Source organism: Paenibacillus sp. MT124, assembly GCF_058792755.1.
This window is the reverse complement of record NZ_CM179500.1, coordinates 3,027,433-3,052,368: the sequence shown is the minus strand read 5'-3', so window position 1 is coordinate 3,052,368 and position 24,936 is coordinate 3,027,433. Positions and strand designations below refer to the sequence as shown.

Sequence of the window (24,936 nt, the reverse complement as noted above, 5' to 3'; positions counted from 1 at the left end):
ATAGCCCCCAGGACGATGATTTATCTCATCACCTAGGGGCTAATTTTGTCTAAGAAAAGTATGGTAACAAGTTATTGTTCTTCTCTGTACTTTCCGGGGGTTGTTCCAGCAATTTTCCGGAAGGAGCGAATAAAATTGGCCGAATTATTATATTGCAGACGCTCTGCAATTTCAGCAATTTTCATATCCGTCTCCTTCAGCCACTTCTTGGCCATATCCATTCGGTACATTGTCAGGTACTCCCCGAAGTTTACCCCCGTCTCCTGTCGAAACACCCGACTCACATAATGGGGGTGATAATTGATTCGAGCTGAGCAACTTTCCAAGGTTAATTCCGAATCGAACTCCCGATGAATCATGTCGACGATGGCTTCCGATATATGCTTAAACTGCGATTCTCGGCGATGCTCCAGTTCCTTGGCGTATGGCACAACAAATAATGTCCAAAACCAGGTCTTCATCTCCGTAACGTTCCTCAGCTTAAATAATGTATCAATTAAAGAGGACTCATCTCCCTCAATGCCTTCCATTGGAATAGAAAGCTCATGACCGAATTTGAGGAAATTCACCAGCAGCCTCAAAAGTGACAAATGATAGTGCTGAAATGGTGTTTGGGCCGGAAACAGTTCCTCCATAAAATGTTCCAATTCGATCTCGGATTGGGCCAGGTCTCCTGCTCGTATGGCATCGAACAGCGCCTGTTCTCGGTGATGTGGAAACCTGCCCGGATCATTTTTCTGCGGCTGCACATCCTCTATAAACAGAATGGACTCTTGCCCAAGTCCCACACTAAATTTCAGTGATGTCATGGCTTCATGCAGTGCATTCCTTGCTTGGTCAAAAACGTGAAATGGACGACTGATTCCGATACTAACCCGGATCCCGAGATATTGGGCAACTGCCTTTTGGACGTCAACAGATAACATGAACAACTCTTCCTTAAGCTCTGCACCCACGTTCGATGAGCCGATCAGGGTAACTTGGTAATCAGTGGCTACTACTGGTACCAACCTGTTATCACTTGGTATCAATTCACCGACCATATTACTGATTGCAAACAATAATAAATCCCGATTCCTCTCCTCATAGCGGGTACCTATAAGGGTATCCATCTGGATCGCAATCAGGCTCATGGACGACCATGTTTGCTTAACGCCATACAGACCCAATTTCTCTTCAAAATCGGTATGAGCAATCTCACCCTTTAGCAATTTATGCATGAAGAACTCTTTCAGCTGTGATTGTTGGCCCTGGAGCTCGTTCATGACAACAGAGTGGTTACGAATCAGATCGTTTACCCGTTCACCGATCACTTGCAGTTCTCCCGAAGCTCTCTCCCGCCCTGCTTCCGGGGTGGCTACAGCTGCAAGGGTCGAATAGATGGATCGAATCGGGCTGTACATTCTCTTCGAACCAAACCACGCCAGAATTAGAGTAATGAGCAAGATCAAAAAGCAAACGAGCAAGGTAATCCAGCCAATGATCTGATTTTGTTCGTTCACTTGTTCATTAGAGGCCACCGAAACATAAACCCAGCCATTGTAGGAAGATTTACGATAGGTAACGGTTACCGTCTCCCCCTCATGCTTGGATATGTACTGCCCGGTGGTGGATTCGGTTTCTTGAAGCTGTTGAAGATAGGACTCCCCCGACATATTGCTTCCTGGTGACGCACCTTCATCACTTCGATGAATAAGATTTAAATCGCGATCCAATATGAAAGCGCTTGCTATTTTCCCGTTTTGAACGGATAACGTTCTCCTTATCACGTCGGGAGACAACGCTACACTGATCAGGCCTTTGGGATTCGCAGCGTTAAAAGGATATTTTTTGACGAAATAGACAGACTCCGACGAATCATTCAGATTATCCTGCCCTCTGCTCCAGAAAGATCCAGCCTGTTCACGAGAAAACATCTCGAGTTGTGACTTGAATTCAGGGGAGCTGTATTCATTCACACCGGTGCTTGTGACCAGCCATTTATTGTTCAAACTGTACAAATAGATCTCCTTAATCCCCAGCTCGTACGTTTGAATTGTAGCAATACCCTTATACAGCTCATGAACCATTTCAAAATCCTCATTCGTAATCGGCTTGCTGAATGCCTGTCTAACGATCGGGGACTGCAAGAATTGCGTCGCCGAGTTATCAACGGTTCTCAGCATTTGCTCTACACCCATCTGCGTTTGCTGCAGCAGCAATTTATTTCCTTCATTCACCTTTTCCTGAACGGACAAAGAGGAATTATAGTATGAAAAGGTACCCAGAACAATTACCGGGAGAGTTCCTATGACAATAGAGAATAACAATAGCTTCCACAAAAAAGAAAGGGAACGTAATTTCATAATGCCTCCTCGGGAATTCCGGTTCATTACATTATTACATTAGTTCCCAGATGAGGATACGTCAATCCTTTTTAACTTTACCTCGAGAGAGCGTATGTCTGTGAAAAAGGAATTATTTTAACAGATGAATAAAAAATCCCCCAACAACGGATCGATTCTGAAAGTTCAGCTGTTTACCGGTTAGGGTATCGTACCAGTCGGTTACTGGTACACGACTTGTTGTCTCATTCATAAATTGCCATAGTGGCAAAATCATTTGTTCAAACTGCTCTTGTGTTTCGCTCATGGAGGCACACCATACAAGCCAATCGGATTTGGTATACGTATCCCGGCTATCCAGAGGCGTTCCATATCGATTTTGTTGACGTGCATAATAATTGAGTTCTTTCACAGCAATTTCTTTTGGGAACAGATTGAAGCCTAACAGACGATCCCACACCAAATTGTACTTCATACTCCATGATTCATTGGAGCTGTCAAACGTCAGCTTATAGTGATCATCGGCATCCGCCATGGACACCCACTCTTTTGCCATCTTTGCAGCCGCTTCGCGGTATACGGCTCCTTCTTTTTGCATCTCGAGCTGATCACACATATATGCGTAGGCAGCAATGCCCAATATCGCTTTGATGGAAAGATTGGCGTTATGTGCTAGATGGCCTGCGAAGTCATCGGTGCACAGCTGATTGTCCGGGTCCAAACCATGCTGCAGCAGATAAGACGCCCATTTCGTCAGAAGATCCCAATGCTCTCGGGCAAATTCATCATGCTCCTCATATTTGCTTACCGCCGCCGCCATCAAAAGCATGTTGCCACATTCTTCGATCGGCATCTGGTACTCCAGCTTGTTCTCCCCATATACTTGCCCGTTCGCTTTGGGGTAAGTCCCGACGTCATGGGGCGCAAAATCAAACGACCACTCACTGCTTTTGGCATATTTATAGATGGGACGCATCATGCCTTTAACCATTTCAGGATTATATTTCAGAAACAGCGGAATCGACGGGTAGCTTACATCCACCGTGGCAATGCAGCCATTACTGAAGTTTTCCTTGGAGAAAAATAAGACTTCGCCCGCTTCATCAACAACCAGCTTATGCGCAGCAATGGCTTGACGATAAGTGAGCGCCAGAATGTCTCGATAAGAAGCGCCGCCCGCCTCCTGACTTTCCTGCAGGAGTTCATGATTAAAGCTGTCGCATCTCTTCCTAATCTCTTCATACTGTTGAGCTGCCATAATCAGCATGTCATGAAAGGTCATTCCATCTTTTCTCCAATAGGCGTTCAATGGTTGATGAAAATATTCAATCGAGTGAATGTCATCATACGCCAACATCAGATAACCGGAAATCGTTTCTTCATGGACGTGACCCATATCCATCTCGGTTGCCATGACAGGCATATCATCAGATACTGCCCTTGGCTCATGGCCATCCTCGTTTACTTTCAACTCTCCTGTTCGAGCATAATGCTCACGACCTGATACCGATTGAACAACCGATTGGCTTTGGGGGGACAGGGGAACGGCCAGATACATATATCCCCAGTCTATTCTTGTATCATCACCAGCAAGCTTCAATATGGGCTGTTCAACCGTTCCCATAGTCAATGCATGCAATTGTTGATTGATTACAGAAGAAGACCAGGTCACTTGCTGCTCTGGTGTGTTCACACACCATTCTCCTGTTACATCAAAATAAATCTTCAATTGGTGTTCTAGGCCATCAACCGCACGAGCAAGGAATGTAACATACGTCACGGGTCTGGATAAGACCTCAAGATCATCCAGTAGTAACGGCGTGGTAAATTCAACCTGAAGCTCAATGCCTTCCCCTTCAAACGTGTAACGAGTCGTCACAGGTTCGATAGTCAGATTCGTCTGTACAAGTGTGGTGTTTTCCTCCACATCTGCAGAACGATCGAGTATATCCATTTTCCCCATAAATCTTCTGATTTTCCCATCGATCACTGCCATGCCTACCATGCCTTGAGTTTTGTTGGTCCAGTGCCGAGTGTGTTCTTCATAGAGATGATCGGCTGTAGACCATACGCTAAAATACGGGTCGACCGTTACAAGCGGCACCGCTGGCGGCCTGAAACTTGTTGTCATGACGCTACACTCCTTCATATGATTGGTTGTCTTTTCTGAATATTAAAATGTATACGCACGTTAAACTTCTACAGGTCGTTGCTCTACTCATCCATAAGGGCTTCGTTTGCCTGCCTGGCAGGGCAATACAAAGCCCATGGATTCTCTCATATTAGTTTACGAGTTAGAAAGATCAGTTCGGCATCTGGACGGTCACGACGTCTTTTCCTTTCAGATTTTCATTGGTAAACTGCATCGCTTGATCGTATCCGGTATTCTTCAGCTGATCCCTCAATTCGTTAATGATGCTCAAGGCATCTTCATCCGATTTTGCAAAAACAGCTTCCTTCCAGGCATCTCCCATCCTGTCCATGGAAGGCTTCAACATTTCCCATTCAGGTGCTTTGGTGATGACATCCCCCGGATTATAGGCGGTAATAACCTGAGTACCGTTTGGACGAAGTATTTTACGAGCATGATCCATGGCATCCAGTCTGTCCTGATCTGCCCAGATATCTCCTCCGGCATATGAGTTGATGCGATCAAGTCCGGTTAGCGATTCCAAACCAATGCCAATACCTACACTCTTGCGAACTTTACCAGATTGATCAGCTGCAAATTGTTCAAACCATTCCTGATTGGCTACAGGTTTGCCATCCTTCATATCCCAGTGAACGCCTTGCACCCCATATCTGGCCAGCATAAAGCCTTCGTCAGAAGCCATGTAGTCCAGAAACTTAAGTGCTGCATCCACACATGCACCTTGGCAGCTTTTGGTGATAACCGTTACGTTGTTGCCCTGAATGCCAAGGTCCACGGGGCGACTCGGATCAACATCAGCACGCTCTAACGGTCCAACCGGAATGTAATCGCTTCCGGGATGAGAGGTGACATATTCCTTCGAAGCATCCAAGATGGCCGGATAATGTGCGGCGAGGATGGCAATCCGGCCTTGATTAATCTTTTCTTTGGCGATGGGGTCGGTTTGGGTAAATACATCCGGATCGAGCAGGCCTTCCGCCAACAGTTTACGATAGAACAGCATGTATTCTTCATAACCTGGAGTGAAGAAACTGTGCTCTAGGGAACCATCGCCATTGTCTACGTAACTTGCTCCAGAATAGAACATCGTATTGCCAATACCTACTGCCCAACCGTTACTGAATCCGCCCAGTGGAAATACGGGCTGTCCGTTTTCCTGCAGGTTGGCGTCTTTTATTTTTTTGAGAAATGCATAAAAATCCTCTTTCGTTACCACCGACTGCGGGTCCACACCTACCTTTTCAGCAATGTCCTTGCGTACATAGAACCCGTAGAGCCAATCAATACCGTCTTCGTTTGTAGCGGGCTGATTCTGCAAAAGCAGATACTTTTTGCCGTCATATGCATTGATCGCTTTTTCATATAATGCTGGCGGCACATTTTCTTCCGCAATCGACTTGGCCAGGTTGGGATAGTTATCCAACTTATCGGATATGTCGACTAACTGACCTTCTTTGGCGGCTTTGATGATCCCATCAAGCTCCCCTCCCCAAGCAGGTCCAGTATATATATCTGGCAAATCCTGTGTGGCAAAGATCTGATTCACCTTCTCGGTCTCACTGCCTTTGGTATATTCCCATTCCAGAGTCACTCCGGTCTTTTCCTTAATGACTTCCTCTAAAGGGGTGATTCCATTATCCGATCCGCCCGAACCATTCCAATTATGCAATATTTTTAGCGTGTTTCCGCCACCCTCTCCATCGCCTTCCCCGTTCCCTGATGAATTCATACAACCACTCAGCAAACTTCCAGTCATAATGGATACGAGTAATACGGAAATGCCTTTCGACCAAATCCTATTCACACCAATCGCCTCCTGGATATGGATATCAATGAATCAAGGTTAAGCCTGATAGATAGAACTGATATGATTAACCTTTAACCGAGCCGATCATGACCCCTTTGACAAAATAGCGTTGAAGAAACGGATAAATGCACAAGATTGGAAAAACCGTAATAACAAGCAGGGCCATGCGCATGGATTCCGGTGTTGCTCCTGCCCCGCCGACTCCACCTATCGTCTGGCCTCCTTGCTGCGCTGCCCGCTGCATGGAATTGGATAATGCTTCTGCTTCCGTCAGCATTTCTTGCAGCAAGGTCTGCACCGGGATCAGATTTTTGTTGGATACGTAATAGGCACCAGAGAACCAGTCATTCCAATGAGCTACTCCGATAAATAGCGAAATGGTTGCGAGCACAGGTCCTGAAAGAGGCAGGATGATTCTCACAAAGATCTGGAAATCGCCATAGCCGTCAATACGGGCAGACTCCTCCAATTCCTCCGGTATGCCTTGCAGAAACGTACGAATAATGATGATGTGCATGAAATTAAATAACAGAGGCAAAACGTACACCCAAAAGGTATTGATCAGATGCAGTTTTTGAAGTGTTATAAAGAACGGAATGAAACCCGCACTGAAAATCGTGGGCAAAAAAATGTAAAAGGTAAAAAAGGAACGGCCAGGCAATGTTTTTTTGGAAAGTGCATAAGCCATAAGGGTACACAATATCACGTGCAGGAACGTACCCAGCACGGTGCGCATGAGGGTAATTTGGTATGCCTTCCAGATGCGTGCATTATCAAATACCTCGGCATAGTTCTCCAAAGTGAATTTTCGGGGTAAAAAATAAATTGCCCCCTGCATCGAGTCCTTACCTTCATTTAATGAGTAGGCCAAAATATAAATAAAGGGGTAGATCATGGAGAAACCGACCAACGCAAGAAAAGTATAGTTGAACACTGAGAATACAGACCATTTTCGTTCCATATCGTCACCTCCTTAGAACAGGGATACATCACTGACTTTGCGGGCAATGCGATTGACGGTCAGTACCAAAATAAGTCCTATAATGCTTTGGAATAACCCAACAGCTGCGGCATAACTGAGGCGCCCTTCGCGAATCCCTGAGTTGATGGCATGAACATCCAGTACGCTGCCAATGCTCGCGGTAGCAGGTCCATTCAGAAGAAGCAGCTGCTCGTATCCTGCACTCATCAAGCTGCCTACGGCAAGAATGAATAAGAGGATCGCCACACTGCGAATGCCGGGAAGTGTCACGTGCCACATCTGCCTGAAGCGTCCTGCACCATCAATCTTGGCAGCCTCATAGAGCTGCTGATCGATCCCTGCGATGGCGGCCATGAAGATAATGGAGTTCCAGCCGATGTTTTTCCAGATGTCCGATCCAACAATTAGTTGATAGAACCAGGTTGGATTGTTCAGAAACTGGATTGATTCTGCCCCCATCGTTCCCATGAAGTCATTGACTGGTCCACCATAGGGTGTCAACAGCCTCTGCATCAGCGTGACCACTACGATCCAGGATACGAAATAAGGCAAGTAGGATAACGTTTGAACAGTCTTCTTAAACCGGATCATGCGGACTTCATTTAACAGGAGTGCAAGAATAATGGGCATCGGAAAACCGATCAGCAGCTTCATAAGACTGATGATGATCGTATTGCGGATGATGTCACCGGATTGATAGTAATTGAAGAACTGTTCGAAATACTTGAAACCCGCCCATGGGCTTCCGGTAAATCCACCCATAAAGTTGTAGTCCCTGAAGGCAACCTGGATTCCGTACAACGGGACATAAGAGAAAAGAAAAAACCAGACAATACCTGGCAGCATGAACAAATAAAAAAGTTTATGCTGCCAGATTCGCTTCATCAATCGATTGTTGGTTGCTCTTGGCTTGATCACATTCCCACCTCTCCTTTCTCCAAATGACGAACATCTGCTACCTCTGCTGTACCTGCAACAACTTCAAACGCAGAGTCATGATTTCAAATGGCTTAAATGATAGCGATATTTGGGATGGATCTGTCATCGGAAGTGGCGATATGATGTTCTCCATCAGATCAGCTTCCCAGGCCTCAGCGGTATCGAATCCAAGGTGAATGACCGTATGAGCATGTGTTCCAGACGTTTCATACAGCCGAACGATGATCTCGTCACCATCTTCAGCCTTTTTGATGGACTCCACCATGACATGTGTATGGTCAGGTTGCAGAAATGATTTTGAGAAAGGCAGATTTCCATCATGTTTAACGCCTACCGAGGGTAACGCCACTACACGCAAAGGGATGTTCAATTCATTGCCTCTTCGATAGATCTCGGCTTGAACGTGATTCCCTTGATGCGGATATAACGAGTAAGTGAATTCGTGTTCAGCACGATCTGCTTCCGGATCAGGGTACGAGCTGCTGCGCAGCAGGTTCAGGTCAAGCACGTTATCAAAGGCTCTGTGACCATACTTGCAATCATTGAGTAACGCCACACCGTAATCAGGCTCGGATATATCCATCCACTGATGTGCGCAGATCTCATCCTTGGCAAAATCCCACATGGTATTGCGATGGGTCGGTCTGGACAGACTGCCAAACTGAATCTCACAATGCACCTGATCTGTGCGAACATTCACCGGGAAAGACGTACGCAGCATTTTGGCGTTTTCTCGCCAATCCACCTTGGTTACAAAATCGATTCTCCGGCTGCCCTCAGTAAGAATAACGCTCTGAGTCAACTCGGATTCGCCATAGCTGTATTGGAAGATGAGTCCAATCCTAGGCCCTTCGCGAAGTTCACGAATTTCATGCAATGTTGGCGGCACTCCGGCCTTCTCTGAATAATCATGGCTGAAATCCCATGCATCTCCTTCATCATGATACACACGCAGTTTATTTCCCTGATGTCCCTGTGGAATGACTTCTCGTGCTTCTGCTTTATCCAAGATAGAGAGAATGGCACCGTTCGGATCAAATTTCACGAGGAATAAGTCGTTTTCTATGAAACGTTCTTCCACATTTACATGTAACTCTGAATCCAGTATCCCTGATTCCTGTTCAATGCAGGCTCCGGACTCATCCATGCTGTTCTGGTTCGAATATTCAGGAACAACCGTGTATCCCATGGAGGGAACCTGAACCTTCATCCACCGGCCTTGCATGTAAAGCCATTCCTGGCGCTCCCAAGGCAATGAATTAAACACCACTGCAGATGCGGAGGAAGACTTCTCGCTTGGAGCCATCTGATCTGCCAAACGGCTGTAGGTATCTGCAATCATGTTCTCTGTTTGGATGAACAGCTCTTCATACCTGATTAGCGATTCATCGTATACCCGCTTGATCGATGATCCCGGAAGGATATCATGAAATTGGTACAACAAGACTTCCTTCCAAATGGTTTCAAGTAGATCAGAGGGATAAGAGTGACCTAACTGGGCTGCAGCCAGAACGGATGCAAATTCCAATTCACGCAGCGCTTTCTCCATTTTCCGGTTATACCGCTTGCTACGCGCTTGACTAGTCAAGGTACCCTGATGCTTTTCCAGGTACAGCTCCCCGCGCCACGTCTGGAATTTCTCTCGTTCTTCATTGAGCTTTTCAAAAAATGACCATGAAGGCTCCTGTATAACGGGAGACAAGCCGAGCAGGTTCTTGGTCCGTTCAAGCCGTTCCAGATGTTCTTCACCCGGTCCTCCCCCCCCATCGCCTATCCCGAAGAGCATCAGCGCGTGTCCGGATACATTTTTATCCAGATATCCCTGCTCAGCCTTGGCAATAGAACGGGGTGCTGCCGGGCTGTTGTACGTATCCTCGGGAGGCATATGCGTTAATACCGCTGAGCCATCAATTCCTTCCCACATAAATGAATGATGGGGATGTCTATTGTACTCACTCCAGGAGAGTTTCTGGGTCATCATATAATCGACTCCGGATTTCTTCAATAGTTGGGGCAAGCTTGCCGAATAACCAAATACGTCAGGCATCCAAAGTGATTTCATCTCCATCCCGAACTCTTGTTGAAAATAACGTTTGCCATACAGAATCTGCCGTACAAGGGATTCTCCGCCCGGCACATTCGTATCCGACTCCACCCACATGGCTCCCTGCGGCTCCCATCTTCCTTCACGTACTCGTCCCTTGATCTGATCATATAACTTGGGATAATGCTGCTTCATCCAATCGTACAGCTGGGGCTGACTCGCTCCAAACACATAGTCCGGATAACGTTCCATCATGCGAAGCACGGTCGAGAACGTTCTAGCCCCTTTACGGATCGTCTCACGGATCGGCCATAACCAGGCCAAATCGATATGTGCATGACCTACAGCACTCAGGGTTAAGACCGAATCTCCCCCTTGAAAACTGAGCTGCTCATGCGTTTGTCTCTTCGCCAGTCGGATACGCTCTTCGGAGAATTCGGTCAGCTGCAAGGACACGTCATAGAGTGTCTGGTAGATTCTTTCCTTGCGAGCTGTACCCGCTGGGAGATGTTCTGCCGTCTCCAGTAGAACTTCGGTGTCATAGTACAAACTACGAATGTCTTCTCGGCAGACTGCGATAACAGCCTCTCTCAGAGAGCCGCCCTGATACTTGCCAAACAAATCGTTATTGCCTGCTTCTGCCCATACTTCGATCTCATCTCCTCTGATACATGCTTCACGGAGCTGAACGACTCGCTTGCCAGGCAAGCCCAAGGAGAAGTCAAATTCGGAGTTAATGGTCGTCAACCCCTGAACAGGCGTTCCTTCGTGGTCGACCAGACATAGTTCGCCGCTGACGTCCAACAAGAGAACGATGCTCTCATGACTGTTGACTTTATGGGCTGGCGTTTTGCCCGTGAAACGGAACCAGGCACAGTCCCATAGCTCTCCCCAGCGTTCTCCTGGATGGAGCGTAACTTCCGTTCCCGACATCCGGGATTCATAGGATACGGGCTCTGGCGTAACCCAAGCTTTTACTTCCAGCTCGGTAATCGGCTCATATATGGCTTCTCGAAGTTTATTTATCATCTGTATTAACCGTTCTGGCCTAATCGGTTCGTATGGCATGATCGTTGCTCCTCTCTGTTAAGGTGATTGGGCTATGAAATCAGGAAGACCATCTCACATGTACCTCTGTATTGTTTTCATTTCCATGCTCGTATTGAACAAGCACGGTCTGTGAATCCGGATCCCATTCCCAAGCTGCGGATACCGCTTGACCTTCAACAATGTAATGGGCCGATACAGGCTCAACCTTGCTGTACAGCCGAGCGGTTGCTTGCAGACGGGCAGGTCCTTTCGCCAAAAATTGAAAACCTGTACCCGATTCGGACAAAGATTCGATTCTGGAGGAAGCCGCGATGAGAGAAACTTCTCCAGTTGCTGGACGTCCTGACTCAACATCATAGAGCAGCGCCTGCTCTCCAGGTTTCAGAACCACCTGGCTTAGTACAGAGAGCTTCGAATCGAATAAATCCACCACCGGGCCCGATATGACCAGAGGTTCTTCGCTTACCGACTCATTCAAAGTAGATACGATGATGTAAGGGCCGCGCCTCATTTTGAAATACGGCCTCGGTTCCCACCGGATAGCTGGTGGGTTGAGCGCGGCAATGATATCTTGAACCGATTGACGAAGGCGATCAGCAGCTGCCCTGGATCGTGTAAATTCTGCTGGATGTTCGTTCAGCCAGACAATCCCTCCCTTGCCTATCCGGTCGGCGCCGCCCGCTTTCTCCTTCAGACCAAGTTGCTCGAACAAATGCTCACGCGGGGAATGATACTTGGTTCCAGACCTTCCCTCTTCCTGATTAAGATTCCACCACGCGCGAATATCATGATAGGGGTCACTATCATCGCCAACATAGATCAGCGCCCCGCCATCCTGCACCCACTGTGCCAGCACATAATGAACATCCGGATACTGTGGCTTGATAAACTCATAGCTCAGGACAAGTACACGGTAGGGCGCCAGATAACCCGGATACCGTCGCACATTATCCAGCAAAAGGGGACGGACGGGCAATCCGTGTTTTAGCAGTGGAAGCGCGAGACCATAAAAAGGAGAGAAATCGAGCAGCTCGGTATCCCCCTCTTCCTGAAACCCTTCAGGATCTGTTCCATCATACTTTCCTGGATTAGGCGCCTCTGGATCCGGCTTCATTCGCTGAAACATAGCAGAATCGGCAATAAGAACACCAACCTGCAGCGGATTTTTATCCATTTCGGTCACATTCTGGTCCAGGTTACCCAGAGTATGCATGACTTGAAGCAGGGTTGTTGCATAGTCTGCGGGGATTCTTTCCTTGCCGGAACCTTCTTCCGTGGGATAAGTCCCTTGAAAGATCCTTCGTGGCCATGGCGCGACTTCGTAATGGGCAACCCCGGGATGCAGAAGCGAGGCGACAACGGTCTTTAGATAGTTCTGTTTGTAATCCGCCCAGGTGTAATTCGGGTTATCCTCGATCGGATCATGCAGAAACCACATGCGCCTGTCGGTTCCACGTACCAGTTCCTGCATCACGCCGTATTCAAGGTAAGCGGTTTCAAAAGTGCGTTCCGCTCGAACTCCTTCATACACATTGGCTGTACGCGATGTCCCTGTCCAGATCTGTGCAATGTATCCATCGATGGAAGCCAGCTCAACAAGTTGTGATTGCGGACTGACGATTCGCCACTGCGTGTAATTGATCAGGCTGTGCGTTGGAACATAGAAGCGGAGGACACGGCCATATCGCTGCAATGCATAATCCTTCATCTCGGCACACAACCGATCAAGGGCCCGGGTATATAAATAGGCCTTTAATTTGGAAGCGCGATATTGGGCATCCGGCGAAGCATGCGGCGGAATCCAGGACTCCTTGTAATATAGCTGCCATTCCCTCTTAAAAGCTTCGGAATATCCACCATTCACCCAGAATTCAGGCTCTTCCAGATGGATAGCCTCAACGCCTGCATCTACAGCGATTCGAATGCGCTCGGCTAGATAACGTCCAAACGAAATGGTTGGTACCATGTACGGAATAACCGGTTTATTTCCATGAAGAATCATCTGCTGGTGACGATCCATCTGAGCCTCATCCCAGTGGGGTATGCCATCTACCTCGCCATCAAGGTAATCGTTGTATTCTCCCCAGGCAACCCCGGTCATGAGATGCACAATATATCCTTTGTCTTTCCATTGCTTGATGCGTTCCGGCATGGATTCGTCGATGCCATAAACCATTACAAAGTCAGTCTGCAAATCATAATCGGGATGATACGGAGCAGACTCCTGAAATCCGGTGCGCTCTTCCTTGCGGTCTCGTGACACATTCTAACCCCCTTGTGAAATGTGGTTTGGACTGTGTTGTATGATTATCCATCATTTTCTAGACTATAATATATGGATTGAATATATTCAATATGTTTTTTGATAAAATAAAAAACCTTTCCGTCGTTGACGGAGAAGGTTTTCATGTTCATCCATATCAGGTTTGAGGAGCCTTGCCAGTGGTCTGGCGTATCATAAGTTCAGGTTCAATCAGTATTTTACTATAACTTTTCGATTCTTCATGACCATGCAACACTTCAAGTAATTTAACCGCAGCCTGATAACCCATATCTCGTTCAAACTGATTCACATGGGTAAAAATGCTGAATTCCTCCACAATGGATGTGGGATCATCAAAGCTTACTATGGATACATCTTCAGGCACCCGAAGCCCTGCTTGCTTCGCCATTTGATAAATTTGCACACCTAGCCTTCCGTTGAGCGAAATGTATGCCGTGACCATTCGGTTTACAATATACCTGTATAAGGGGTGGGTTTCCGCATCTTTAAGCACACTTAAGGGTTGGAAATCTGTAATCATATGCGCTGGATTAATTAACGATCCTTTGTCTTTCAATGCCTCGATATAACCTTCGATCCGCTCCTGAACCGTGACGGTTTGCAGTGGCGAATCCGAACAGATGGCGATATCGCGGTGGCCAAGCTCCCACAGATGCTCTACGGCAAGTTTTGTACCACGTCGTCCATCCGCCGCAATATAGTGTGTCTCGACACCAGGCAAATAGCGGTCGATCAGTACAAAAGGAAAACCGGAAAGCTTCATGCCGAGGATCTCCTCGTTATAGTTTTCCTCATCGACAGGAAAAATTAACAGGCCTTCAGCGCCGAGTGACTTCAGTTCCTTGATGGCATCCTTCTCTTTATCCAGCCTGCCTTGTGTAAACATGACCATGCTGCGATAACCTTTTTCGCTAAGGGCCTGTTCAATTCCCTCAACAAGTCTTATGGCAAAGTAATCATGGATTGAAGGCATAACCACACCGACCATCCCGGTTGCCAGTATACCTTCTCTTCCCTTCAATGCGATCGCCGTTGCTCGCGGCGCAGGTACGATATCGTTTTCTTCAGCCACAAAACTCCCCTTGCCGGGCACCCTGTCGATCAACTTTTCATTCGCTAATCCGGTCAAGGCATTGGCCACGGTGATTTTACTGACCTGGAATTGATCCATCAGTTCCTTTTCTGTCGGTATGCGATCGCCGGGTTTCATCTTTTCTGTAGTTATAATATGTCTGACATAGTCCTGGATTTGCTGATACAACGGAATTCGTTCGTTTGTACTCATTCGGATCACATCACCAATTCATTCATAATATTTGAGATATATAATATATCCTTTCACAAGCAAGCGCAATAAACAAGCTGAACTTAACCGCAGTATACTATAACTCTTCCAGGTAAATATCGGGATCGGAATGTCGCTTTTCCTTAAATAAATGGGAAGTTTTGTCGAAACCCTTGCAATAACATATATGAATATATTTAATATATCTTGAAATGAGATGTGTGTCTGGCTTTTGGCCGCAAAAGGAGGATGAGATAACTGAGGGATACACACGCTCTAATTTTTGACTACAAACAAGGAGTGAGATCGCCATGGCTCGTAGATTCAAGATGTTCTGTTTAGCCTTCCTATGTGCTTTTTCCTTAACTGCTGGAGCGGCGTCTGCTTCGGAAACCGTTGTACAAACCACTAAACCTGTGGATTCCAAAGTCAACCGGGAACTACCCAGTTTTAAGAAGCCGAAGCATCTGGATGCAGCTGATATCTATGATGCGCCAGGTGATGTCAAATTGCTCTTTGCAACGTTGCAGGGGATCGTTAACAGGAAACAACCGCGGATTTATCTGATCGAGTCCCAGGAAGAAGGAAAAATGACCTGGCTCAATGATCTCAATGTACCCTATACGCTTCATCAGGATTACTGGAAAGTGTTCTCGGCATACCGTAACGATGTCAAAGGCATGATTGTGTATGACCCGAATTTGCCTGATTCAATTAATGTGGCCACCACTCTTGCTGGTCTGAAAGATGCGGTTGTTGCCAGTCCAGAGCTTGCCGCCCAATTGTCCAAAGCTCCGTATAAACTGAAGATCCTTGATGATCTGCAGGGCAAATTCAGCAGCCGGCTTGATGCTTATACCTGGCAATATGAGAACCTGTGGAAGAAAACGACCCAGCAGATGTTAGTCGGACTTGGTCCGGATACAGCGATTCGGATCCCCTCTGGCCTTCCGGAGTCCTTTGTGACCATTGCTGAGGAAAAGCAGCCAATACGTGATGCCAGCAACCGAGACACATACTCCCTTGACCTTTCTTCCCTACTTGGCAAGTCCGAGGTATACCTTAGGTTTGATGACGCCGTAACCCAGGATGGCTGGGGACCGGCGGTACATGAAGTTACAGTGAAGGCAGATGGCAAAGTCATTGCAAACTTCGTTGCAGGCACCCCTGAAGAAGAAGCATTTCTGTATGACAGACAGAATTCCAAGGTGGCTGAGGGTCAAGGCGGTCATCGGTTCGCCGATAATGGCAATTATTTTGTGTATGAATTCAGCCCTCCTGCAGGGACGAATGAACTGACGGCTGAAGTGGACATGTGGAACCAGTATAAGGTATCCGCTGGGAATATCCGTCCTCTCTCTGCAGAACAGCGTGAACCCTATGGTTATTTACGGGACTATGCGGTCGCCAATAAAGCGATGGTGTTTTGGCTTGACTCTAATGTACCTGAACAAAAAGCTCTTTTTGAGAAAATCATGTCTGATGTAAAATCGGGAACCCCCTACCTTGGCTGGTTCAGCAATGATGTGGAAGGTGAATTCAGCTCTGTTGAGATTGCCTCCCGTTATGGCGTTTACGTACTCGCTGCCGACTGGTTCAGTAATCTGACCGTATTCTCGGGAACCGAGCCGAATTTCAAGCCTGTCAAAAAATCTCCACGTCCCCAGCTGGAGAACAAAATTTATGTAACGTATACCTTTACTGAAGGCGATAATTTTCAGTACAATCAGCATCGCATGCGCGTGATGTGGGACGATCCGGCGAGAGGCAAGGTTCCACTCAACTGGACATCAAGCCCGCTTCTCTATGAGGGCGCACCAGCGATATTGAATCATTATGTGAATACGGCGACTGCCAATGATCTGCTGATTGCCGGACCATCCGGTGCCGGATATTTCTATCCGGGTGCATGGCCAGATTCGAGCTTCCGGCAATTTTTGCAACAAACCGAAAAATATCTCAAAAAGACTGGCATGACGATCTCGTATGTTTTAAACCGGGCAGACAGCGAAAATATACCACTCACCCCATTTAAAGCAAACGCTTACGAGAAAGACTATCACTCACCAGGTCTATTCATTAGTTATGAAGATAACTATGGCGTCGAGATCGTTGGCAAGAGTCTGCCGGTATCTACGATTCGCGGGATAAGTACAGCCCAGGATGGGTTACAGGTCCTTAATGAAGCAAAAGCGAACTGGGATGGAAAGTCGCCGTTGTTCATTTCTCTTGGGTTGCTTGCCTGGAGCATGACTCCATCCGATGCACTTGCACTCACTGAAGAGCTGGGAGAAGAATTTGAAGTGGTTCGAGCGGATGACTATTTCTCCCTCATTCGAGAAAGTAAGCATTTGCCTGCTATCAAATAGTCTTCATAATAGTCTTCATACTTCATACGGTATAGTACCCCAACGCTTAAAAGCATCGTAACCCTTAATAGGGATACGATGCTTCTTTTCCGTGGTGTGACAACCCGAATTGCTTATGATCAAAAGGTTTCAAAACAAACGCTTATTTTAACTGCTGCTATTTCTGTTGTTTTCCTGACTTGGAACGTTTACCTGTCTCCAGCTTCGCAGCTGCCTCAAGCAGAAAGACACCGCTTAGCTGGGCCGTAAGATGCAGCGGATTCTGGGCCGGTTGACCCCAGGCCTGACTGAATAATCCATTTTTCCGGCTGCCTTTCCATAACGCATCTGCATTCCGGAAGATCGCTTGCTTCAGAGTCTTGTTCTGCCCGGCATCATACAGCTCTACCATGTAACGGATCAATATGCCTTTGAACAAGGCACCATCTCCATCCCCATCCTCTAAGAAAATTCCGGTTTTCTCATTCGTCAAGGACTTCAGGGAGCCTGCAGCTGTCCTCTCTGCATCCTGCAAATACACCTGGTCTCCCGTAATCCGGTAGAGCTCCACGCCGGCACCTATGAATGTGCCCTGGTTATAGGTGAAGATCCACGCTTCATTCACATCAAGTGTGCCGTCTTCACGCAGCACCAAGCCGTCTGCGACGAGTCCTGTTTGCGGATTAACGAGATAGCGTTTTTCCCATTCGTATATTTTTTGAGCCCATTCCAGATCCTGAGGATCACCAAAACGCTCATACAGCCTTGCTGCCAGAATCGAAGCCGGACCACTTGAACACGCATTACGGTTGTATCGCTGGTCCTTCTTCCAAGCCATGCCTCCCAGGTCATCTTCCCACCAGGCTGTCTTGATATCTGCCCAGAGTTCCAGCACGTAATCTTTCATTTTTTCACTGCCTGTGGCATCGTAAAGACGGAGAGCAGCAAGAGCCAGCCATTCCATATCATCATAAAATTCATTATGAAGCGAACCATTGCGTTCAATAATACTGCGCACCAGCTTTTCCGCCCGTTCCGTATACGCTTCGTCTCCTGTTCGTTCGTATCCGTCTACCAGTGCATCAACAGCATGAGCCTTCCACCAATAATTCAAAGGCTCTTCACCTTCCGGTGTCGAAGGATAAGCGTTATTCATCATTTGTGCTTCATCGTTCCAGTAATATTCATCCAGTTTCTCTTGCGCCCACTGTGCTTGACTGGCATAGTGCTTTTTGCCTCCACCACTTGCACCCATCGTAGTAACCAGAATAATACTGAGAACCACCGTCAGACTTACGATTTTTTTCTTTCGCATTTGCATATCCTTCCTTTCTTAAAGTCATCAGATTATTCCTTCACTGCCCCGAGGACGATACCGTGGATCAAATAACGCTGTAGAAAAGGATAGATTAATAGTATAGGGATCATCGAGACCAGAATTTTGGCAGAATTCAATGTCGTGTTCGAAATTTTATTGTACTGCTGCAGCTGTTCAACAGAGAGATTCTGCATTTGGTCTCGCGTTAGACTAAGCCGCTGCAGGTAAGTCTGTAGTGGTATTTTAGAGCTGTCGTTAATGAGAATGATTCCGTCAAAGAAGTTATTCCAATGTCCAACGATGACAAATAACATAATAGTCGCCAAACTCGGCATGGAAATCGGGATGAAGATGTTAAGCAGAATTTTGATCGGCCCCGCTCCGTCAATAAAGGCAGCCTCTTCGAGTTCCTTGGGTATGCCTTTGAAGAAGTTCATGAGCAGGATCACATTGAATACGGGTACCGCACCCGGTAAAACCAATGCCCAGATGCTGTTAATCAGCCCTAGCTTGCTAATCACCATGTACCAAGGAACAATACCTCCGCTGAATAACATCGTAAACACGATAATCCACATGTATGTGTTCCGGGATCTGAACTGTGAAATACTGCGTGACAAGGGGTAGGCCATAAGAATGGTCAAAATCATATTGATCGCACCACCAAGCACCACCCGTTCAACCGAGATCAGAAACGCATTCCAGAACTTCGTATCTTTCAAAATCTGTGCGTAGGATGAGAAGTTCAGCTCCACCGGGAGAAAATAAACCCGGCCTGCATTCACTGCCGTACTGCTGCTGATGGAAACCATAATCGTATTTACAATCGGGGCCAGGGACATGAATGTAATGAGGATCAACGTGAACATAATCAATAGTCGGGATAGCCTGGAACCGAGTGTTTTGGATTGAATCATGCTAACCCTCCTAGAAAATTCTGTACCCCGCATACTTGGAAGCCAGTTTATACGAAATGACAATCAGAACAAAGCTGATCACCGATTTCATCAAACCAATGGCTGTTGCGAACGAATACTGCATATTGATCAGACCCATGCGGTACACAAAGGTATCAATGATATCACCCGTTTCATATACGAGCGGATTATACAGGTTGAACACCTGATCGAATCCGGCATTGAGTACGTTTCCGAGACTCAATGTACCCAGCAGGATAATGGTTGGGAACATGCCTGGCAGCGTAATGTGGAGCGTCTGCTTCCAGCGATTCGCACCATCCATTGCAGCGGACTCATACAAGGCAGGGTTAATGGCCGTTAACGCAGCCAGATAGACAATGGTTCCATAACCAAACTCCTTCCAGGTATCCGTTACGATCAGCAGCGGTCTGAACCAATCGTTGCTGGCCAGAAACATAATGCGTTCCAAGCCGAGAAGCTCAAGGAAGTTGTTAATCATGCCGTCAAAAGAAAATATCATGGTCAGCATCGTGCCCAAGACAACCCATGACATGAAATGCGGTAAGTACACAATCGTTTGAATCGAACTCTTGAACACTTTCAGATGAACCTCATTAAGCAGAAGGGCGAATACAATAGGAACAATCAATCCCAGCACAATTTTCCCGACAGCAATGACCAGCGTGTTGATAAAAATCTGCTTCGCGTCCGGCAGTTGAAACATATAGGTGAAGTTGCTAAGCCCCGCCCATTTGGAACCGAATATGCCTTTGGCAGGAATGAACTTCTGGAACGCCATGATTACGCCGAACATGGGCACAATCGAGAAAATAAACAGCATCACCATGCCAGGCAGGAGCATAAAATGATAGGTCATTTCGTCAAATCGCTTACGTTTCTTCTGGACTGAGCGTAGTTCCCTTTTGGGTGGTATCGTCGTTTCTGCTTGCGCCATTGCCTTCTCACCTCCATCTTGCTATATCTATAGGCATGTCATATCGCTAAAGGCAGGTGCGGAAGTCTGGTATCAGGCTTCCGCTATGCTACAGTCCTGCTTCACACAGCCTGTATTACCTTTGAGCCATCTCGTTCACTTCCTCCGTAATCTCATCTCCGCCTGTGCGCTTCCATGTATCGACAAACGTATCAAATTCATCAATAGGAGCTTGCCCCATAATGATCTTGAGAATTGTTTCCTCTTCCAGCTTTTGCAGGTTCGCCCATTTCAGCTTCATCGTCTCTGTCGTCCCGTAAAAGCCTGCAGGAGTCACTTCCAAATTGGGGTTATTTGCTTCTCGTTGTCCTTCAATCCGAGATAGATATTCGCCGTAGGTGTTGACGTCAACGGCATTGCCTTTCTCTTTGAATTCCTGATAAGCCTTGAACGAGACAACCCGGTCTTCCTGAACGGCGGAAGCATCTCCGGACTCATCGGCTTTCATGAGATCTTCGTAATAGCGCTTCAGCACATCGTCAAAATCGACCTGCATTGGAATCTGAGTAGGATCGTTATTCCAGCGGCTCGCATCAGTCAGCATCTCATCGGGATGTTCCTTCTTGTAGTTGATCGCATCATCCGTTAAGGAATAAAGGAAATCCGTAGTCAGATTGACCGATTTCATTATGGCTTCTGGATGGGCGAAATTCTTGTTCACAACAACGATTCCTCCCCCCACAGGATCCTGACGAATTGTTCTGAACTTGCCGTCCTGATCCAGTGGTGCAGATACCGCGACCCATACGGCTTCGGGATTTTGCTTGATGGAATCCTTGTAATTGGTATAGCCGATCCACCATGGATTAAAAACGATTCCCGCCTGTCCGTTGATCACCAGCGCTTCCTTCTCTTCACTCGACCGGACTGCAAATTGTTTATCAATCAAGCCTTCTTTGTACATGGCGCTAACTTCAGCAAGTGCCTGCTTCATCTCGGGCTGAACGGACCCGTATACCACCTGACCATCCTTCTCGATCCAATTCGTTGGAAACGCGCCATGCGTCGCGAACATTGGGCTAAAATTCATCGCATTTGAATCCATGACCATACCCACCGTCTTGCCTGTGCCGGATACGTCCTTTTCCACAAATGTTCTGGCAAGATTCCACACATCTTCGGCCGTTTCCGGCAGCTTGGCACCCACCTTATCTACCCAATCCTTACGAATCCACAGCAATTGGTGTTGATTACCGATGTTTGTCATCGGAAGCCCCATAATTTTGCCATCCACCTTCACTTGATCAAGCAGCAAATCACCGTAGGAGCCATAGATGTTCTTCACACCTTCGGATGCTGTCTTCTCATATACCTCAGTCATATCGGCGATCAGATCATTATCTACCAACTGATTAAATATCTCCCGGCTAACTAACATGACGTCAGGCAATTCACCTGTGGTCATGGATAAGGACAGCTTCTGATCCATATCGTCTGTTTCCCAAGCCACCTTCGCTTTGACATTCACGCGATCTTCTACATACCGTGTGGCCAAATTGTCCTCAATGGTGTCACCAGGAGGCAGGTTATTCACATGATTGGTATTACGGCCGATCGTGAATTCGACTGGCGTCTCATATTTGCCGTAAGGTTCGTAGTCCTGCTCTGATATCTGCGGCTGTGTGGTATCACTGTTCCCCCCGCTACAGCCACTGAATATAACGAGCACCATACAGGCCATCAGCATTGAAGCGATCTTGCTGCGTTTGTGCATCCTGTCATCCCCTTTATGTGATTTACTTGAATAATCAAATTGTATACGTCTTCATTTTTCGCGTATATGCAATTATTTTCGGATATGTATCACTTTTTTCATGACCTCAACGATCTTGTGGGCCTTGTCATTTCTAACTCGGAAACCAAACAAGCGGCTGCCGCAGCAACCGCCTTCATTTCTTAGTATTTTATTTGACGTTTTCCTGCTGCTTACGGTGAAGATGCCGGAATCACCATGGATACTTCTGTTCCGTAACCGGGTTCACTACGAATCACGAGCCCATAGTCCTGCCCGTAATAGAGCTTCATTCGGTCATTCACATTGCGCACACCGCATCCCCCATTTTCACTGGTTAACAGCTGTGTGATCTGTTCCGAAGTCATGCCTACGCCATTATCCGTAACGGCTAAACTGATGCCTTCACCCACTCGCTGAACTGTAATCTGAATGCCATAATCCTTCGCTGCTGCTCCCACAAAACCATGCTTGATGGCATTTTCCACAATGGGCTGCAGTACAAAATGAATGACTTGTTCCTGCAGCACCGCGTCATCAACATCATAATCCACGTCAAACAGACCATCATTCATAATGAGCTGTAAGTCCAGATATGCCTTAATATGCTGAATCTCAGCCTCAATTGTGGTCATATGCCTTCCTTGGTTCAACGTCGTTCTGTAGAAACGTGCTAATGCAGATACCATATAACTTGTTTCAATATCGGCCTTCTTCTCGGCCCTCCATCTGATAAAAGAGAGTGTATTATACAGAAAATGAGGGTTAATCTGACTGATCAGCCTGTTATACTCACTTTCCTTCTTGGCAATCTCAGCGCGATAGACCTGTGAGATCAGACTGTTGATCCTTCTAAGCATCTTCCCGATCCCATTCGTCAGCTCACCAAATTCATCACGTGATGAACTCTGAATGATCACATCCAGATTGTTTCGTTCCACCTTGTCAACTTTGGTCTTGAGGCGAAGAATTCGGCGTGTAAAGTTAGTGGAGATGATATATATCAGCAGAAAGGTAATAATCAGACTGAGGATGATGACGAATAGCGTGATTTGAAAAATGCTCATTGCATTCGCGTAGGCATTGGTATTCAGCAAATTGTAATAGATCGTCCAGCCATTGCTGGCAAGGGATCGACTTAAACTCAGGTCTGTCATTTCCCTTTTCTCCAAATCAACAGCACCAATCCGCTTTCTGTTTTCCTGAAAAATGATATGTTGTTCCGGATCTTCCATATGAACGGATATGTGCTCAGACAGATTATCCAGATCTCCAAAGATGCTGTCATGCTGTATGGATATGACCATAAAGTTGCTGTCTTTTGGATTGCTGATCAGTTCCTGAACCAGGTAGAGCTTCTCTCCGTCCACAATCCAGCGTCTGCCCCGAAAACCATCGTACCAAGCCTTGCTCCTTAGCTCCCCTATGGGCAAAATGTTATTGCGAATTCCGAGCAGTTCTCCCGATGTGTAGAAGGTGATCCCTTCAATATCATCGTCCATCAATTTGATGTTCGAGATCATCGGCTCCATAATGTCACGAAAATCCAGGTACATCTGATAATAATTTTCATCATAGTCTTTGGTGAATATCTGAGAGAAATCCCGATTAAGTACCATAAACTCGCTTAGCGTATTGTAACGATTGATTTTGTAATCCATAATGCTGGCTACCTGCTCGATGCTTGCTTCAGCTTCGCTTCGCAGCTCTCTCATCTGAATACGATAGGATTGAATGAAGGAGAGTATTCCAAGCAGAAGAATGGGAATGAGGGCAATGACCAGATGAGACAGCAATAATTTGTTGCGGAACCTGATATCATTGAACCTGCTCTTGATCCACCCGATCATGAAGCACCCCGCACTCTCTGAACTGTAACGGACTAACGCCGAACTTGTTTTTGAACAGCTTGGCAAAATATGAATGGTTGTCTATACCAACAGCCACCGCAACATCATTAATTTTCATATTGGAGTGAACAAGCAGATGGCTCGCACGGCTCAACCGGTAATCCGTGAGATATTTGGAGAAGTTCTCTCCGGTTTCTTTCTTAAACAGAATGCTTAGGTATCCTGGAGACAGATACACGTCGTGAGCTGCTTCTGTTAGTGAAATATCTTTCTGATAATGATCCTTCACATAATCCTTCACCTGCCGGATCACCTTCATTTCCATCGTTTCAGGCTCAGGCTTCCCCGCATACGGACTCATCTTCGTAATATCCACCATCACCTGCAAAAACTCTTCCTTCATAAGCGGTTTAAGCAAATAATTGACGACACCGAGCCTTAGGGCACTGCGTGCGTATTCAAACTCATCATATCCGCTGCAAATAACGATATCGATATTTTGCTGTGTTTTGCGTGCGATCCTGCTAAGTTCCAGTCCGTCCATGAGCGGCATTTTGACATCGGTAATCAAAATATCAATTGCATTTCGTATCAATAGCTGCTCTGCTTTCTTTCCGTTCTCCGCTTCCATGATGTGAAAAGGAAATCCATACAGGGCGATCAAATCCTTGATTCCTTCTCTTTGAACACACTCATCATCCACAACAAGAACATTAAACATTCAGACATCTCCTTTGCGCGTGAAAGTGAGAGGATAACTAGCACAAATATCTCTTCCGTTATTCATGGGTTGTCAGTTACAACGTAGTATATCATAGAATGAAGAAAGGGCTTTCATTTATATGCGTAATTTCAGATCCGTGTTTTATGCAATAAAAAAAGCCGCTATTTAAGCGACTTCTCCTCT

At 46.6% G+C, this 24,936-nt stretch carries 15 protein-coding genes; 1 reads left to right on the top strand and 14 read right to left on the bottom strand.

Features of this window, described 5'->3' with window-relative positions:
* Window positions 1-71: 71 nt before the first annotated feature.
* The 8 genes from AC3RCI_RS13975 to AC3RCI_RS13940 form a co-directional block, all read right to left on the bottom strand.
* Entirely contained in the window at window positions 72-2,345 is a 2,274-nt protein-coding gene (locus AC3RCI_RS13975; RefSeq protein WP_492529569.1) for a helix-turn-helix domain-containing protein, read from the bottom strand.
* Window positions 2,346-2,457: 112 nt separating this feature from the next.
* Window positions 2,458-4,455, bottom strand: coding sequence for a glutaminase family protein (locus AC3RCI_RS13970; RefSeq protein ID WP_492529567.1), 1,998 nt, complete (start codon window positions 4,453-4,455; stop codon window positions 2,458-2,460).
* A gap of 172 nt (window positions 4,456-4,627) precedes the next feature.
* Window positions 4,628-6,280 (bottom strand): extracellular solute-binding protein, encoded by a 1,653-nt coding sequence (locus AC3RCI_RS13965; RefSeq protein WP_492529565.1) that lies wholly within the window; start codon window positions 6,278-6,280, stop codon window positions 4,628-4,630.
* Between the two features lie 67 nt (window positions 6,281-6,347).
* Window positions 6,348-7,244 carry a carbohydrate ABC transporter permease gene (locus AC3RCI_RS13960; RefSeq protein WP_127535806.1) on the bottom strand — a complete coding sequence of 299 codons (897 nt, stop codon included), beginning with the start codon at window positions 7,242-7,244 and terminating at the stop codon, window positions 6,348-6,350.
* Window positions 7,245-7,256: 12 nt separating this feature from the next.
* A complete protein-coding gene (locus AC3RCI_RS13955) occupies window positions 7,257-8,183 on the bottom strand; it encodes an ABC transporter permease (protein ID WP_336780017.1) in 927 nt (308 codons plus the stop codon).
* A 37-nt stretch (window positions 8,184-8,220) separates the two neighbouring features.
* The gene (locus AC3RCI_RS13950; RefSeq protein WP_492529563.1) at window positions 8,221-11,316 is read right to left on the bottom strand and encodes an alpha-mannosidase; all 3,096 of its coding nucleotides are present in this window, start codon (window positions 11,314-11,316) and stop codon (window positions 8,221-8,223) included.
* Between the two features lie 40 nt (window positions 11,317-11,356).
* Window positions 11,357-13,561 carry a hypothetical protein gene (locus tag AC3RCI_RS13945; protein WP_492529561.1) on the bottom strand — a complete coding sequence of 735 codons (2,205 nt, stop codon included), beginning with the start codon at window positions 13,559-13,561 and terminating at the stop codon, window positions 11,357-11,359.
* Window positions 13,562-13,718: 157 nt separating this feature from the next.
* Window positions 13,719-14,867, bottom strand: coding sequence for a GntR family transcriptional regulator (locus AC3RCI_RS13940; RefSeq protein WP_336780012.1), 1,149 nt, complete (start codon window positions 14,865-14,867; stop codon window positions 13,719-13,721).
* 311 nt (window positions 14,868-15,178) lie between these two features.
* Between AC3RCI_RS13940 and AC3RCI_RS13935 the strand changes: the two genes are divergently transcribed.
* Window positions 15,179-17,236 carry a GxGYxYP domain-containing protein gene (locus tag AC3RCI_RS13935; protein WP_492529559.1) on the top strand — a complete coding sequence of 686 codons (2,058 nt, stop codon included), beginning with the start codon at window positions 15,179-15,181 and terminating at the stop codon, window positions 17,234-17,236.
* Window positions 17,237-17,393: 157 nt separating this feature from the next.
* Here AC3RCI_RS13935 and AC3RCI_RS13930 read toward each other — a convergent pair whose 3' ends face one another.
* The 6 genes from AC3RCI_RS13930 to AC3RCI_RS13905 form a co-directional block, all read right to left on the bottom strand.
* On the bottom strand, window positions 17,394-18,530 hold the full coding sequence (locus AC3RCI_RS13930; RefSeq protein ID WP_492529557.1) for a glycoside hydrolase family 76 protein: 1,137 nt from the start codon (window positions 18,528-18,530) through the stop codon (window positions 17,394-17,396).
* Window positions 18,531-18,562: 32 nt separating this feature from the next.
* Complete coding sequence (locus tag AC3RCI_RS13925; RefSeq protein WP_153978414.1) at window positions 18,563-19,450, bottom strand: carbohydrate ABC transporter permease; 888 nt, start codon at window positions 19,448-19,450, stop codon at window positions 18,563-18,565.
* A gap of 10 nt (window positions 19,451-19,460) precedes the next feature.
* Entirely contained in the window at window positions 19,461-20,408 is a 948-nt protein-coding gene (locus AC3RCI_RS13920; protein ID WP_492529555.1) for an ABC transporter permease, read from the bottom strand.
* Window positions 20,409-20,523: 115 nt separating this feature from the next.
* Window positions 20,524-22,161: an extracellular solute-binding protein gene (locus tag AC3RCI_RS13915; RefSeq protein WP_492529553.1), complete on the bottom strand. Its 1,638-nt coding sequence runs from the start codon at window positions 22,159-22,161 to the stop codon at window positions 20,524-20,526.
* A 212-nt stretch (window positions 22,162-22,373) separates the two neighbouring features.
* Window positions 22,374-24,029 carry a sensor histidine kinase gene (locus AC3RCI_RS13910; protein ID WP_492529551.1) on the bottom strand — a complete coding sequence of 552 codons (1,656 nt, stop codon included), beginning with the start codon at window positions 24,027-24,029 and terminating at the stop codon, window positions 22,374-22,376.
* Window positions 23,998-24,750, bottom strand: a complete 753-nt coding sequence (locus AC3RCI_RS13905; RefSeq protein WP_492529549.1) for a response regulator transcription factor — start codon at window positions 24,748-24,750, stop codon at window positions 23,998-24,000. Before AC3RCI_RS13905 ends, AC3RCI_RS13910 begins: the two co-directional genes overlap by 32 nt.
* Window positions 24,751-24,936 lie beyond the last annotated feature (186 nt).